The following is a 13,444-nucleotide window of genomic DNA, read 5'->3' as shown; positions in this document are numbered from 1 at the left end:
TTGGACATGCATCGCGTCATCATCAGCGGCATCGGCGCCGAAATCCCTGAACCCGTCATCACCAATGAAGAGCTGGTCGAAAGCTTCAACAGTTGGGTCGACACCGAGAATGCGCGCCGCGCCGACACCGGCGAGCCGCTTTTGCAGAAATCGGACAGCGACTTCATCGTGCACGCCTCGGGTGTGAAGAGCCGCCATGTCGTCGAGCGCGAGGGCATCCTCGATCCGACCCGCATGTCGCCGCGCATTCCGGCACGGCCGGACGACGCGCTGTCATTGGAGGCGGAGTTCGGCATCGCCTCGGCCAGGAAGGCGCTTGCCCATGCCGGGGTCGACGGATCCGACATCGACCTGGTGATCTGCTCGGCCTCGCATCACCAGCGGCCCTATCCAGCCATCGCCATCGAGATGCAGGAGGCGCTTGGCACCAAGGGCGCCGGCTTCGACATGGGGCTTGGCTGCTCCTCCGCCGCTGCGGCGCTGCATGTCGCCGTCAACCTGGTGAGGGCGGGGGCACACAAGCGCATCCTGGTGTCGACGCCCGAAATCATCACCGGCCATCTCAACTTCCGCGACCGACAGACGCATTTCATCTTCGGCGACGCCTCGGTCGCCATGGTCGTCGAAGGACTGGCGCAAGGCGAAAAGCGGCCGGGGCGTTTCGAGGTGCTCGACACGCGCACCTGGACGCAGATGTCGAACAACATCCGCACCAATCTCGGCTACCACACGCGCACGGCCCAGGACGATCCCTACATGATCAACCTGGAAGGCAACCTGATCAAGCAGGTCGGCAACAAGGTGTTCAAGGAAGTCACCGTCGCCGGCCAGAAATTCATCGTCGAATTCCTGGCCGAGCACGGGCTGACGCCGGAAGGCATCCGGCGCTTCTGGCTGCACCAGGCCAATGCGCGCATGAATGCGATGATCCTGAAATTGTCCTTCGGCCACGACGTCGACCATGATCGCGCGCCGATGGTGCTTGAGCGGCTCGGCAACACGGCCGGCGCCGGCGCCATCGTGGCGCTGTCGGAGAACCATGCCGACATGAAGGCCGGCGATTTCGGACTGATCTGCGCCTTCGGCGCCGGCTATTCGATCGGCGGCGCGCTGTTGAGAATGCTGTAACCGGCGATCAGGCGGGTGCGAAAGGCACCAGCATCGGCACGCGCCTGGCGTAATCGTCATAGGCCGGGCCAAGCTCGCCGCGCAGGAAGCTCTCTTCCAGCCTCGCCTTGACGACGACGCCGACGAGCAACAGGGCGGCGCCGGCAATGCCCCAGACCGTGCCCTTGACCGCCATGGTGGCGAGGACGGACAGCAGCAGTCCGGTATAGATCGGATGGCGGACCAGGCCATAGGGGCCGGTATCGACGACGCGATGATCGGCCTTGGCGGTGACGTTGGCCGACCACAGCCGGCCGAGATGCAGCCGTGCCCACCAGGCGAAGGCGATGCCGATGGCGATCAGGGCGACGCAGATCCAGGCTCCGGCGAGCGTCGGCGTCCAGAGCCGAAGCCGGCCGACATAGCCGTGCGCCGGCACGAACAGCAGGACGGTACCGGCCAGCCAAAGGACCCGGTAGCGTGCCTCCGACTTGAGATCCGCGCGCTTTTGCGCGGGGTCGGCCCAGGAGGCGGCAAGAAGCCAGGAAACCAGCCAGAACAGCCAGAGTGCGGCGACAGCTTGTCCAACCTGCATGATCGAACCTTCCCGATTGCGCGCGTGACCGTCCATGCAGCCGTCGCGGCAGCATCGCGGCTTGCGGCGACTGGCGAAAGGGATTTGCGGTAAGAAAATCGTGATCACCATCAAGCGGCGTGATCGGATCATCAGCGCTTTCGACTGGACCGCATTCTTCGGCATCATTAGACCAGCGGCATGCAGGAAACGAACCTGGAACTTTTTCCCGTAGCGGAACCGGCGGTCGACATCGTGCCGGGCCGCAAGCTGACGGCAAAGGCAGCGGCGCTCTATGCCGCTCCGCACGATCATTTCGAAACGAGGGTGGTCGAGGAGTTGCGGCTCGGCTTCGACGGTATCGCGGGCGACTTCCATGGCGGAACGACGCGGCGTTCCGGCGGACGCGAGCCCTGGTACCCGCGCGGCACCGAGATGCGCAACGAGCGGCAATTGTCGCTCGTCGCGGCGGACGAGCTTGCCATCGTCGCCCAGCGCATGGGGCTCGATGAGATCAAGCCGGAGTGGATCGGCGCCAACCTCCTGGTCGAAGGCGTGCCGCAGCTTTCGATGCTGCCGGCCGGCTCGTTGCTGTTCTTCAAGGGCGGGGTGACGCTCAAGGTCGACGGGCAGAACAAGCCCTGCCGCGTTGCCGGACAGTCGATCGCCGAGCATGTCGGCGCCGCGGATCACAATGCCACCGCGCTGCTCTTTCCCAAGGAGGCGAAACGGCTGCGCGGCCTTGTCGCCTGGGTCGAGAAGCCGGGCGTCATCAGGGCCGGCGAGGAGATCTCGGTGCGGGTGCCGGAGCAGTGGATTTACCCGGCTTGAGGCATGCTGATATTCAGGTGAGGTCGGCCTGCGAACGGCAGTTTCCTGCGCTTCCGGTCTCACGTGCCCAAACGCACGCTCCGTTCCGGCCTTCGCCGGCCGAAGCTCTCATGAGGGTCTCCGCGCTACGAAGGCTACGGCCGGCGTAGGCCGGTTCTCGGAACCCACCGTTCTCGACTCGCCCTGACCTGAATCTCAACATGCCTCGGCGGGCTTAGGTACTGCCAAAGAGTGTTAGCTCTTCCGGTTCTTGTTGCCGCCCTGCGCCATCACCGAGACATGGTCCCACTTTTCCCAGGTGGCGATGCGGCTGGCGTATTCCTGCCTGATCATCGGCAGGCCGCCATCGCCGAAGAAGACCCTGAGCGGCGGCTCGGCGGCATCGACGATCGCCAGCATCGCCGGGCCGGTCGCCTGCGGATCGCCGGCCGCGGAACGGCTGCGGCGCTCGGCCATCGCCGCACGAACCGGCTCATAGACATCCAGCGGCTTGGAGACCTTGGCCGACGGCCCCGCCCAGTCCGTCGAGAAACCGCCTGGCTCAACCAAGGTCACATGGATGCCGAACTCCGCGACTTCGAGGCTGAGCGACTGACTGAAGGCTTCCAGCGCCCATTTCGAGGCGTGGTAAAGGCCGATCGAGGCGAAGGCGTTGACGCCGCCGATCGAGGAGATCTGGATGATGTGGCCGGAACGCTGCGCCCGCATGATGGGCAGCGCGGCTTGCGTCACCCAAAGCGCGCCGAAGACGTTGGTCTCGATCTGGTCGCGCGCTTCCTGCTCGGTGACTTCCTCGATGGCGCCGAAATGGCCGTAGCCTGCATTGTTGATGACGACGTCGAGCCGGCCGAAACGCTTGTGCGCTTCGGAAATCGCGGCGTCGACCGCTTGTTTGTCGGTGACGTCGAGCTCAATGGCGGCGACGTTGCCGCCATATTTCTCGACGAGACCGGCAAGCGTGCCGGCATCGCGGGCGGTGGCGGCGACGTGGTCGCCACGGGCGAGCGCGGCCTCGGCCCAGACGCGGCCAAAACCCTTCGACGATCCGGTGATGAACCAAACCTTATCAGTCATGATCTGTGATCCTTGCCCTGGAGTCGTGCGGCGCCTCTCAGGATCGCCGAGCCACTCCAAGTCGTTGTTTTTGTGTAATTCCGGGCGGAAACCGCTACGCGCTTTCCCTGGAATTGCTGTGGTGACGGTGTATTCCGGATGCAAACGGAGGATGCTCCGTTTGCTGCATGTACGGCGCCTTGGGCGTTTTTCCAGAGGCGCTGCCGGATTTATTTGGCGGCAGGGTCAGGGATAGAGCACGATCAGACGTCCGGTGATCGCGCCGACCTCACTCGTCCTCGTCGTCTTCCTCGAGCAGCCGCGTTGCCCGCCAGCGGGTCAGCACCATATTGGTCTGCTCGATGACGAAGAAGCGCGCCGAATCCCGATCATAGCCTTCGGCCAGAAGCTTTTCGTAATCGGTGTGGACATGGCGGATATGGGCGATGGCGGCCAGCCACACCGCGATCGTCGGCGGCAAGCTCTTCATATGCACCGAACCGGCGTCGGCGCGGATCTTTTCCATGTCGGCGTAAGGGGCGAGCGGCAACAGTGCGGTCAGCGCCTTGGCAATCGCGCGGCGGCGGCCGGTGGGGGCGCTCATTTCTCGTCGCGCCCGGCGATGGTCGCCTCGGGGAACGCATCGGTCGAGGCGTAGTAGGGCTTGATGTCGATGACCGGCGTGCCGTCGAGCACATCGATGGCGTCGATCTCGATCCGGCCGGCCTCGATGTCGAAAGCGACGAGCTTCGCCACATGCAGGCCGACAGGGTTCGGCCGGGCAGGGGAACGCAGCGAGAAAACGCCTTTCGGTTCAGCCGCATGGCGCGGTTTTTGCACAATCAGATTCCGCGGCGCGTGATGGAGCCAGGACAGGATGACGATGTGGCTGGCGCGTTCCAGGTTTTGCAGCCCCGGGCGATAGGGCTCGTCGATCAGGATTGTCGCGGGCCGCCTGGTTTCGCGGGCGGCGCGCATGTTCTTCGGGCACTCCTCGCGGACCGCCCAGGGCGAGACAATGCGGCCGATGAAGACGACATGACCGTCCGGCCGCAGCTCCGCCGGGTCGGCCGCAAGAAGCGTTTCGCCTTGGCGCGTCTCAAACATCCTGTTCATCCCGCGGAAGAACCGCTTGCCCGGCGCGAATCGCGGCTGCGCCATTTTCTTGTCCGGAAGCGACATAGCGCTTGCCAGGGTTTCAAAATCGACATAAACATATCTTTATATCTTTCAACGAGAACCCGCTCATGCATGTCTCGCTCGACACAATGGTAGATACATTGAAGGCGGCGGCCGAATCCAGCCGGCTGCGCATCCTGGTGCTGCTTTCGCGCGGCGATCTTACCGTCTCCGACCTCACGGAGATCCTTGGACAGTCGCAGCCGCGGGTCTCGCGTCATCTGAAGCTGCTGCTCGATGCCGGGCTGATCGGCCGCTACCAGGAAGGGTCCTGGGCCTTCTTCAGGCTGACCGATACGGATAATTCGCGCGATTTCGTACAGCGTCTGGTCTCGGCCATAAGAGAGGCCGATCCGCAGGTGGTGCGCGATCTCGAGCGTTTGGCGGCGGTGAAGCGCAAAAGGCAGGACCGGGCAGCCGAATATTTCTCCGAGAATGCCGCGAGTTGGGATCATATCCGCTCACTGCATGTACCGGATCGGGCGGTGGAAGCGGCGCTCATAAAGCTTGTCGGCAAGCGGCCGTTCCAGTCGATGCTCGATCTCGGCACCGGCACCGGCCGGCTGCTCGAAATCTTCGCGCCGCTCTACCGGCGCGGCGTCGGCATCGACATGTCGCGCGAGATGCTGACCGTGGCGCGCGCCAATCTCGACAAGGCCGGTATCGCCAATGCACAGGTGCGCCAGGGCGATATCTTCTCGCCGCCGGTCGAGCGCAACGCCTTCGACCTCGTCACCATCCACCAGGTGCTGCACTATCTCGACGATCCGGCCCGCGCGATCGCCGAAGCGGCGAGGCTGCTGCGGCCATCGGGCCGGCTGATCGTCGTCGACTTCGCGCCACACGCGCTTGAATTCCTGCGCGACCAGCACGCTCACATGCGGCTCGGCTTTTCCGACCGGCAGATTTCGGAATGGTTCGGGGAGGCCGGCCTCGACCTCGAGGACAGCCAGGAATTCGAGCCGCGTGGCGGCAACGAGGCAAGGCTCACCGTCAAGCTCTGGCTCGGCCGCGACCGCCGGCTGCTGATCGCCGATCCATCCAACGATTCCTTGCCAGTGAGGGAAACAGCCTGATGAACCAGTTCCGCTTTTCCCGCCGTCCCGACATCGGCGACAAGGTCCGGGTTTCGTTCGAATTCTTCCCGCCGAAAACCGACGAGATGGAAGTGAGGCTCTGGGACACGGTCACAAGGTTGGAGCCGCTCAAGCCGAAATTCGTCTCGGTGACCTATGGCGCCGGCGGCTCGACCCGCTCACGCACGGCGCGCACGGTCAAGCGCATCCTCAACGAGACGTCGCTGACGCCCGCGGCGCATATGACCTGCGTCGATGCCGCCCGCGATCAGGTCGACACGGTCATCCGCGAGTTCGCCGACATGGGCGTCAAACGCTTCGTGGCGCTGCGCGGCGATCCGGCGGCCGGTGTGGGGACAAGCTGCCGTCCGCATTCCGACGGCTACGCCAATGGCGCCGAACTGGTCGGTGCGCTGAAGAGCGTCGGCGATTTCGACATCTCGGTCTCGGCCTATCCGGAGAAGCATCCGGAAAGCCCTGACTTCGCCACCGACATCGACATGCTGAAGCGCAAGGTCGACAATGGCGCGACGCGGGCGATCACCCAGTTCTTCTTCGACAACGATCTTTACGAGCGCTATGTCGAGCGGGCGCGCCGCGCCGGCATCTACATCCCGATCGTGCCGGGCATCCTGCCGGTGCACAATTTCACCCAGGTCGCCAATTTCTCGTCGCGCTGCGGGGCGCTGGTGCCGGCATGGCTCGCCGAGCGCTTCGAAGGGCTGGAGAACGACCCGCAGACGCACGCGCTGGTGGCTTCGGCCGTGGCGGCCGAACAGGTGCTCGACCTTGTCGAGCGCGGCGTCGGCGACTTCCATTTCTACACGATGAACCGTGCCGATCTCGTCTTTGCCGTCTGCCACATGATCGGCATCCGCTCGCATGAGGCGGAGGCGGCCGGTTCGGCCGCGGCTTGAGCCCGGCGGAAACGGAAAAGGCCGGGTAGAACCCGGCCTTTTCGAACTGTTTGGACTATTCTCGGTGCTGGTCTTCCCGGCTTTGGCGGGTCAGGGAAGAACGCCTATGATAAGGGCACCGATGAATGCGAATGCGGCACAAATCATCAAAGCGTTGATCGGCCTCGTCAGTCCCATGTCATAGCCTCCTCTTCAGAGCTATGGCAGGAGTCTAGGGTCATTTGTGCCACAGGCAAGCGGAAAACGTGCTGCAATGCGACATGATTGTGGAATTTGCGACCGGGGATTTGCCATTAGCCGTTGAAACTCTTCGGCAAAAGCCGGCTCAGGGGTTGTGAATAAATTGTGGCGGCGGTGTGGCATGACACCGCTACCATTTGCCGAACAATCGCCCATCGATGGTGATGAGGCCGAGTCCGATCAGCGTCATGCCACCGACCTCGAACAGCGCCAGCCGCTCGCCGAGGAAGAGGAAGCCGAGCAGCATCGCGCTGACCGGTACGATCAACGTCACCAGCGAGGCATTGGTGGCGCCGGCCGAGGCGACGAGGTTGAAATAGAGGATGTAGGCAAAGGCGGTGGACAGCAGCGCCAGGCCCAGCACCGCGGCCCAGACGGGCGGCGAGGCCGAGAACAATCCCGCCGGACCATAGGCAATCAGCACGATGGGGATCATGATGATGGTCGATGCGGTCAGTTGCCCGGTGGCGATGACCGGCGAAGGCACGCCCTTGAAGCGGCGCGCGATCATCAGGGCGACGGCGTAGGAGAGCGACGCGCCGATCAATGCGAACTTGGCCCAGACCGGTCCGCCAAGCCCGGCAAGCAGGCCAGGTCCGATCATCACCGCGGTGCCGGCGACACCGAGCGCGATGCCGGCCAGCTTGTTCCAGGACAGCTTCTCGTCGGTGGTGAGCGCATTGGCCAGGATCAGCGTCCAGAACGGCGTCGTCGCATTGAGCACCGAGGCGATGCCGGCGCCGAGCTGCGTCTGGCCGGCGAAAATCAGCGAGAACGGCACGACATTGTTGGTGAGCGCCAGCAGGAAGAACAGGCCGGCATGCGGGAAGGCGAGCCGGAACGAAGGGCCACGGACCGCCAGATAGAGCTGAAGCGCTGCCGCGGCGATGGCGACGCGGAACAGCACCAGCGCCAGTGGGTGGATTTCCGACACTGCGATGCGGGCAAAGAAGAACGAGCCGCCCCAGATCGCGCCGAGCAGGAGAAGCTGCGCCCAATCCTTGAGCGCCATCGGTCCGCGCGTCGGCGCGGCGCCGGCCGTAATCGACATGTCCTGTTCCTCCCCGGGCCGGTCGCAAGTTCAGCCCGTCATCTCAACAACCGATATCGGGTTCGGCGGCAAGGGCCACCCGAAACCTGACCGGTGGTTTAGCGTCGGCAAAAATGTGCGGCCGGCCGCGCGCGATGGCGAGACATAGAACTGTTTTCTTTGGCAGCTAGCTAGGATTAATTGTGCGCGCTTCAGACCTGAGGATTCGTCCATGCAGCGATTCGAAAATGCCCGTGAGGCGGCACTGGCGCTTCGTCCGGACGACCCGGTCTACTGTTTCCGCCCGCAGGTGCTGAAGGCGGACGCCTTGCAGTTCATGGGGATGTTCCCCGGCAAGACCGCCTATGCGGTGAAGACCAATGGCGAGCAGATCGTGCTGAAGACATTGGTCGAGGCCGGCGTCAGCACTTTCGACGTCGCTTCGCCGGGCGAGTTCGCCGCCGTGCGCGCGGTCTCGGCGGATGCCGAGATGCTCTACATGCATCCGGTCAAGGCGCAGTCGGACATCAAGCTGGCGCTGGAGAAATACGGCATCCGGGTGATCTCGCTCGACCATGAAGACGAGATCACCAAGCTTACGCGCGTTGTGCGGGCGCTCGATATCGACCCGGGAGCCATCACCGTCTTCGTGCGCATCCAGACCAAGGGCCATGCGGCTTACGAATTGTCGAAGAAATTCGGCGCCGGGCCGGCCAACGCGGTCGAGCTTGCCGAGCGGCTGAACCGCACCGGCTACAGGGTGGGGCTCTGCTTCCATGTCGGCAGCCAGATCGAGGATCCCGATACCTATGAGCGGGCGCTCGCCTCGGCCGACTGGGTGCGCAACCGCTTGACCTTCGACATTGCCGGGCTCGATGTGGGCGGCGGCTTCCCCGCCGAATACGGCCACGATCCCAATCGCAAGCAGGTCGAGATGCCGTCGCTCGGCCAACTGATGTCGCGGCTTGCCGGCGATCTGAAAGAGTATCAGTTCGACCAGATGCCCTTGGTGGCCGAGCCCGGCCGCGTGATCGTGGCGCGCTGCCTGTCGCTGATCGTGCGGGTGCTGTTGCGCAAGGGCAAGCGTCTCTACATCAATGATGGCATCTGGGCCTCGCTGTCGGATTCATGGACCGGCAAGATCACCCTGCCGGCGCGCTTCATCCCCGATCCGGCGATCCGCACGCGCAACGGCGCGGAAAAAAACATCGTGCCGTTCAAGGTCTGCGGCGCGACCTGCGATTCCGTCGACATTCTGTCGCGACCATTCTGGCTGCCGGAAACGGTCGACACCGGCGACTGGATCGAGATCGGCCATATCGGCGCTTACTCGCTGTCGCTCAGGACGCGTTTCAATGGGTTCTATCCAGACACTTTCGTCGAGGTGACGACGCCGTTCGACGAAGGCGACGCGCCGCAAGGCTTTGCGAGTTTGGAGACGATGGCGGATTGATGAATGGGGAATAGTGAGTAGTGAGTAGTAGTGAGTAGTGAGTAGTGAGTAGTGAGTAGTGAGTAGTGAGTAGTGAGTAGTAATTCGGATTGACCTCACTCATATATGGGTGATTTTCCTACTATTCACTATTCACTATTCACTATTCACTATTCACTATTCACTATTCACTATTCACTATTCACTATTCACTATTCATTATTCTCACAATTTCGCCAGCAATTCCGGCGTCGGCCAACCATCGACCGGCAACCCGAGCCGCGTCTGCTCCTTGCGGACAGCTTCGCGCGTGTTGGTGCCCAGGATGCCGTCGACCGTGCCCACGTCGTATCCCTTTGCCTCGAGCTTGGTCTGCAGCGCCTTCATCTGGTCGCCGCTCAGGCCCTGCTCGGGCATACGCGGGTCGAATTGCGGCGCGCCGGCAAGGCGCGTGGCAAGCACGGCCGCGGTCAGCGCGTAGGTGAAGGACTGGTTCCATTCCAGGTAGACGTCGAAATTGTCGTAGGCCAGGAAGGCAGGCCCCTTGCGGCCCATCGGCAGCGCCAGGCCGGCTTTCAGTCCGTTGTCGACGAGCGGCGTGCCGTTCGGGTTGGTCACGCCCCATTGCGCCCATTGCGACAGCGGCAGCTTGTTGGTGCGGCCAGTCTGATCCCAGGGCATGTCGTCGGGAACGCGCACTTCCTGGATCCAGGGCTGGTCGCGCTTCCAGCCGCGCGACATGACCTTGTTGGCGGTCGTCATGATGACGTCCGGCACGCTACCCCTGAGATCGACCTTGCCGTCGCCATCGCCATCGACGCCCTCGGCCAGATAGTCGGTCGGCAGGATCTGCGTCTGGCCGATCTCGCCGGCCCAGGCGCCCTTGACGTCAGCCGGCAGCACGCCGCGGTCGATAAGCGTCAGCAGCGGCACCAATTGCTGCCGGAAAAGCTGCGGGCGGCGGCAGTCATGCGAGAGCGTCACCAGGGCATTCAGCGTATGGAAGTCGCCCTGCACGGCGCCGAAGTCGGTCTCCAGCCCCCAGAAGGCGGCGATGATGGCCGGCTGGACGCCGAACTCCTTGTCGGCGCGGTCGAAGACCTCGGCATATTTCTTCAGATTGGCCGCGCCCTGCTTCAGGCGGTAGGCCGAAATCATGCGGTTGGAGAATTCGGTGAAAGTCTGGGTGAAGACGCCCTGGGCGCGGTCGCGCGCCAGCGCCCGCTCGTCGATGGTGGCGTCCTCCAGCGCGTCGAGGCCGACGGCGCCGACGCCGGCGGCCTTGGCTTCGGCCGCCACGCCCTGCTTCCAGGTCTCGAAATCGCCGCCGCATTCCTGCGCCGCCGCGGGCAGTGCAAGCGCGCCGACAAAGAGCGCCGCCAGGATTTCAACGCGCAATCGCATCGCTTTCCTCTCGAGACCGGCGCATGGCCCCATCGTGACCCCGGACGGGATCGGACAGGCGCATGCGAGGATTTCAAAGCCCAGGAGCCGCGCCAGGCACTCGCGTGAGTACGCCGCTCCGGATTACCAGCGGTTGCATGTTTCGCCGCCCGCCGTGTCGAAAAGCAGGCGGGGCGGCCGATGTCAACGGGTGTTCTGCCGCAGCCACTTCTTCCAGGCGGCTTCCGAGCCGTTGAAGACGTTGATGTCGGATTTGCCGGTCATGCCGGGCACGATGCCGGTTCCGGTGTACTGCCAGAAGGTGAAGGGGTGGCTGCCGTATTTCTCGCGCGGATGGCCTGCGACCGAGCGCAGCCAGTAGGGATAGCCGCGGAATGTCGCCAGTTGGTTGTCGTCGAAGAAGTCGAGCGAGGTGTAGATGATCGGCTTCTTGCCGTAATGGCGCTCGACCATTTGCAGGAAGACGGTCATTTCGCTGCGCACAGTGGCCGGATCGGGGCGCAGCCTGCAGGTCGGCGATTTCGGGTTCCACTCCATGTCGAGCACCGGCGGCATCGCCGACGGGTCCCTTGGGACATTGGCGATGAACCAGCGCGCCTGGGTTTCGGCCGGCGTGCAGAAATAGAAGAAATGATAGGCCGCGCGCGGAACTCCGGCGGCCCTGGTGCGCGACCAGTGCTCGTTGAAATATTCGTCGAAGCGGTCGCCGCCTTCGGTCGCCTTGATGAAGGCGAAGGAAATGCCGCTGGCTCTGGCTGTCGGCCAGTCGACCGAGGTCTGGTATTTGGAGACATCCGTGCCGTGGATGACGTAATTCCACGGCGCGCCGCTGTCCCATTCATGCGGCTTTGAGTCCTCGAACTTGGGCGCTCGCACGGCCACCGTCTGCGTAGACGGCGACAATGGCGAAAGATCGTCCACCGTGGAGCAAGCGCCCAGCAGCGTAAGCATCAGGATGGCCGCAAGACGGCGCATGGCATTTCCCAAGCCGGGTTCAGCCGGCCGCTGATGGGTCCTTCACTGGTGGTGGTCGCTTGCGCAAGCCCCTTCCGGATTGTCGCCCCACGAGACTATCCGGCTCCTCGTTGATCGCCGAACATGGTTGATAATCCATTGACGGCGCTCGACAACACCGATGATTTTGCGGAAGCAATGGCGGCAAATCGATGACATAAATCGAGCCATAGACTCCAAAGGGCGGAAATGATGCGGGCTGTCGTGAAGTTCATCAAATGGCTGCTTGGCCTTGTGATCCTGGCCGTGGTCGCGCTCGTTGCCTGGCTTTATTTCGCCCCGCCGGAACTCATCCGCGTCGGTTCCGGCTATTCGGCCAAGATCGTGTGCTCGAACGTGTTCATCGCCGGCCGCGACGCCAAGCAGGTGCTGGCTGTCGACGTGCAGGCGCCGGGCCATCCGCTGCTCAAGCTGATGAAGGTCTCCGTCGACAAGGAGAGGGGGCTGGTTTCGGCCGGCCTGTTCTGGGTTCTGGGCAAGAGCGTCGCGGTCGAGCGTGACGGTGTCGGCTGCGCGTCGCTTCCCGATGGTGACACCGGCAAGGCAAGGCAGACGTCGCTGCGCGCCGCGGCCTCCACGCCGGCGCAGCCGGACGCGCTTTGGCCCGATGGCGAGCGCGTGGACGCTTCCCAGAATCCGGACGTGGCGAAGATCGTCGACGATGCCGCCATGGCCGGCACGGGTATGCGAGCGATCGTTGTGGTGAAAAACGGGCGCGTCATCGCCGAGCGTTATGGCGAGGGCTTTTCGGCCAAGACGCCGCTGCTCGGCTGGTCGATGACCAAGACGGTGAATGCCGCGATCGTCGGCACGCTGGTCAAGGACGGCAAGATGGCTGTCGACAAGAACGGCCTGTTCGCGCCGTGGAAGGCCGATGGGCGCGCCGCCATCAGCCTTGCCGACATGATGGCGATGTCGAGCGGGCTCGAATTCAACGAGGATTATGGCGACGTCGCCGACGTGACGCGCATGCTCTATCTCGAGCCGGACATGGCAGGCTTCGCCGAGGCCAAGTCGCTGAGCGGCGAGGTCGGCAAGGTGTTTTCCTATTCGAGCGGCACCGCGGTGATGCTGTCGCGCCTGTGGCAGGACGCGGTCGGCGACAAGGCCAAGGCGCTGGCCTGGCCGCGCACGGCGCTGTTCGAGCCGCTCGGCATGCACAGCGCGGTGCTCGAGACCGACGAGCAGGGGACTTTCGTCGGCTCGTCCTATCTCTACGCCACGGCGCATGACTGGGCACGCTTCGGCCAGTTCCTGCTGCAAGGGGGCGTCTGGAACGGAAACCAGATCCTGCCTGCCGGTTTCGTCGACTGGATGCGCGAGCCCGCGCCGGCTTCAAAGGTGTACGGCAAAGGCCAGGTTTGGATCGAAGGCCCGGGCGATGAGGAAAATCCCGGCGCAGGCGTCGCTGCAGGCCTGCCCAAGGACACCTATTGGATGGAGGGCCATGACGGCCAGACGGTGGCGATCATTCCGTCGGAGCAGTTGGTGGTGGTGCGGCTTGGATTGACGCCGGCCAAGTTCGGTTATCGTCCACAAGCGATGGTTGGGGCGCTCGCAAAAGCGCTCCATTAGAGGCGTGGCGGT

At 63.8% G+C, this 13,444-nt stretch carries 13 protein-coding genes; 6 read left to right on the top strand and 7 right to left on the bottom strand.

What is annotated here, in order from left to right:
• The first annotated feature begins 6 nt into the window (after positions 1-6).
• Positions 7-1,128 carry a beta-ketoacyl-ACP synthase III gene (locus tag FJW07_RS12295; RefSeq protein ID WP_140828921.1) on the top strand — a complete coding sequence of 374 codons (1,122 nt, stop codon included), beginning with the start codon at positions 7-9 and terminating at the stop codon, positions 1,126-1,128.
• 7 nt (positions 1,129-1,135) lie between these two features.
• Here the strand turns inward: FJW07_RS12295 and FJW07_RS12290 are convergent, their stop codons facing one another.
• Positions 1,136-1,702 (bottom strand): isoprenylcysteine carboxylmethyltransferase family protein, encoded by a 567-nt coding sequence (locus FJW07_RS12290; RefSeq protein WP_140647582.1) that lies wholly within the window; start codon positions 1,700-1,702, stop codon positions 1,136-1,138.
• A gap of 180 nt (positions 1,703-1,882) precedes the next feature.
• On the opposite strand from FJW07_RS12290, the gene FJW07_RS12285 reads away from it, so the two are divergent.
• Positions 1,883-2,512 (top strand): MOSC domain-containing protein, encoded by a 630-nt coding sequence (locus tag FJW07_RS12285; RefSeq protein ID WP_140856648.1) that lies wholly within the window; start codon positions 1,883-1,885, stop codon positions 2,510-2,512.
• 234 nt (positions 2,513-2,746) lie between these two features.
• Here FJW07_RS12285 and FJW07_RS12280 read toward each other — a convergent pair whose 3' ends face one another.
• The 3 genes from FJW07_RS12280 to tsaA form a co-directional block, all read right to left on the bottom strand.
• Positions 2,747-3,586, bottom strand: coding sequence for an SDR family oxidoreductase (locus tag FJW07_RS12280; protein WP_140856646.1), 840 nt, complete (start codon positions 3,584-3,586; stop codon positions 2,747-2,749).
• 268 nt (positions 3,587-3,854) lie between these two features.
• A complete protein-coding gene (locus tag FJW07_RS12275) occupies positions 3,855-4,169 on the bottom strand; it encodes a DUF2293 domain-containing protein (protein ID WP_140647578.1) in 315 nt (104 codons plus the stop codon).
• Positions 4,166-4,672 (bottom strand): tRNA (N6-threonylcarbamoyladenosine(37)-N6)-methyltransferase TrmO, encoded by a 507-nt coding sequence (gene tsaA, locus FJW07_RS12270; RefSeq protein ID WP_140647577.1) that lies wholly within the window; start codon positions 4,670-4,672, stop codon positions 4,166-4,168. Before tsaA ends, FJW07_RS12275 begins: the two co-directional genes overlap by 4 nt.
• Positions 4,673-4,812: 140 nt before the next feature.
• On the opposite strand from tsaA, the gene FJW07_RS12265 reads away from it, so the two are divergent.
• Positions 4,813-5,820 carry a metalloregulator ArsR/SmtB family transcription factor gene (locus tag FJW07_RS12265; RefSeq protein ID WP_140647576.1) on the top strand — a complete coding sequence of 336 codons (1,008 nt, stop codon included), beginning with the start codon at positions 4,813-4,815 and terminating at the stop codon, positions 5,818-5,820.
• Positions 5,820-6,737 carry a methylenetetrahydrofolate reductase [NAD(P)H] gene (gene metF, locus FJW07_RS12260; protein ID WP_140856644.1) on the top strand — a complete coding sequence of 306 codons (918 nt, stop codon included), beginning with the start codon at positions 5,820-5,822 and terminating at the stop codon, positions 6,735-6,737. The genes FJW07_RS12265 and metF overlap by 1 nt, the downstream gene beginning before the upstream one ends.
• Positions 6,738-7,107: 370 nt before the next feature.
• On the opposite strand, the gene FJW07_RS12255 is transcribed toward metF, so the two are convergent.
• Complete coding sequence (locus FJW07_RS12255; protein ID WP_140856642.1) at positions 7,108-8,028, bottom strand: DMT family transporter; 921 nt, start codon at positions 8,026-8,028, stop codon at positions 7,108-7,110.
• A 211-nt stretch (positions 8,029-8,239) separates the two neighbouring features.
• Here FJW07_RS12255 and FJW07_RS12250 point away from each other — a divergent pair, with 211 nt between their 5' ends.
• Positions 8,240-9,460: an alanine racemase gene (locus tag FJW07_RS12250; RefSeq protein ID WP_140647573.1), complete on the top strand. Its 1,221-nt coding sequence runs from the start codon at positions 8,240-8,242 to the stop codon at positions 9,458-9,460.
• Between the two features lie 204 nt (positions 9,461-9,664).
• On the opposite strand, the gene FJW07_RS12240 is transcribed toward FJW07_RS12250, so the two are convergent.
• Together FJW07_RS12240 and FJW07_RS12235 are read right to left on the bottom strand one after the other, a co-directional pair.
• A complete protein-coding gene (locus FJW07_RS12240) occupies positions 9,665-10,843 on the bottom strand; it encodes a lytic murein transglycosylase (RefSeq protein WP_140647572.1) in 1,179 nt (392 codons plus the stop codon).
• 183 nt (positions 10,844-11,026) lie between these two features.
• Positions 11,027-11,818, bottom strand: a complete 792-nt coding sequence (locus tag FJW07_RS12235) for a GH25 family lysozyme (RefSeq protein WP_140856638.1) — start codon at positions 11,816-11,818, stop codon at positions 11,027-11,029.
• Between the two features lie 231 nt (positions 11,819-12,049).
• On the opposite strand from FJW07_RS12235, the gene FJW07_RS12230 reads away from it, so the two are divergent.
• Entirely contained in the window at positions 12,050-13,432 is a 1,383-nt protein-coding gene (locus FJW07_RS12230) for a serine hydrolase (protein WP_140856636.1), read from the top strand.
• The last annotated feature ends 12 nt before the right edge of the window (positions 13,433-13,444 follow it).

The sequence above is a fragment of the Mesorhizobium sp. B3-1-9 genome (assembly GCF_006439595.1).
GTDB lineage: Bacteria > Pseudomonadota > Alphaproteobacteria > Rhizobiales > Rhizobiaceae > Mesorhizobium.
This window is presented reverse-complemented; position numbering and strand designations above follow the sequence as displayed.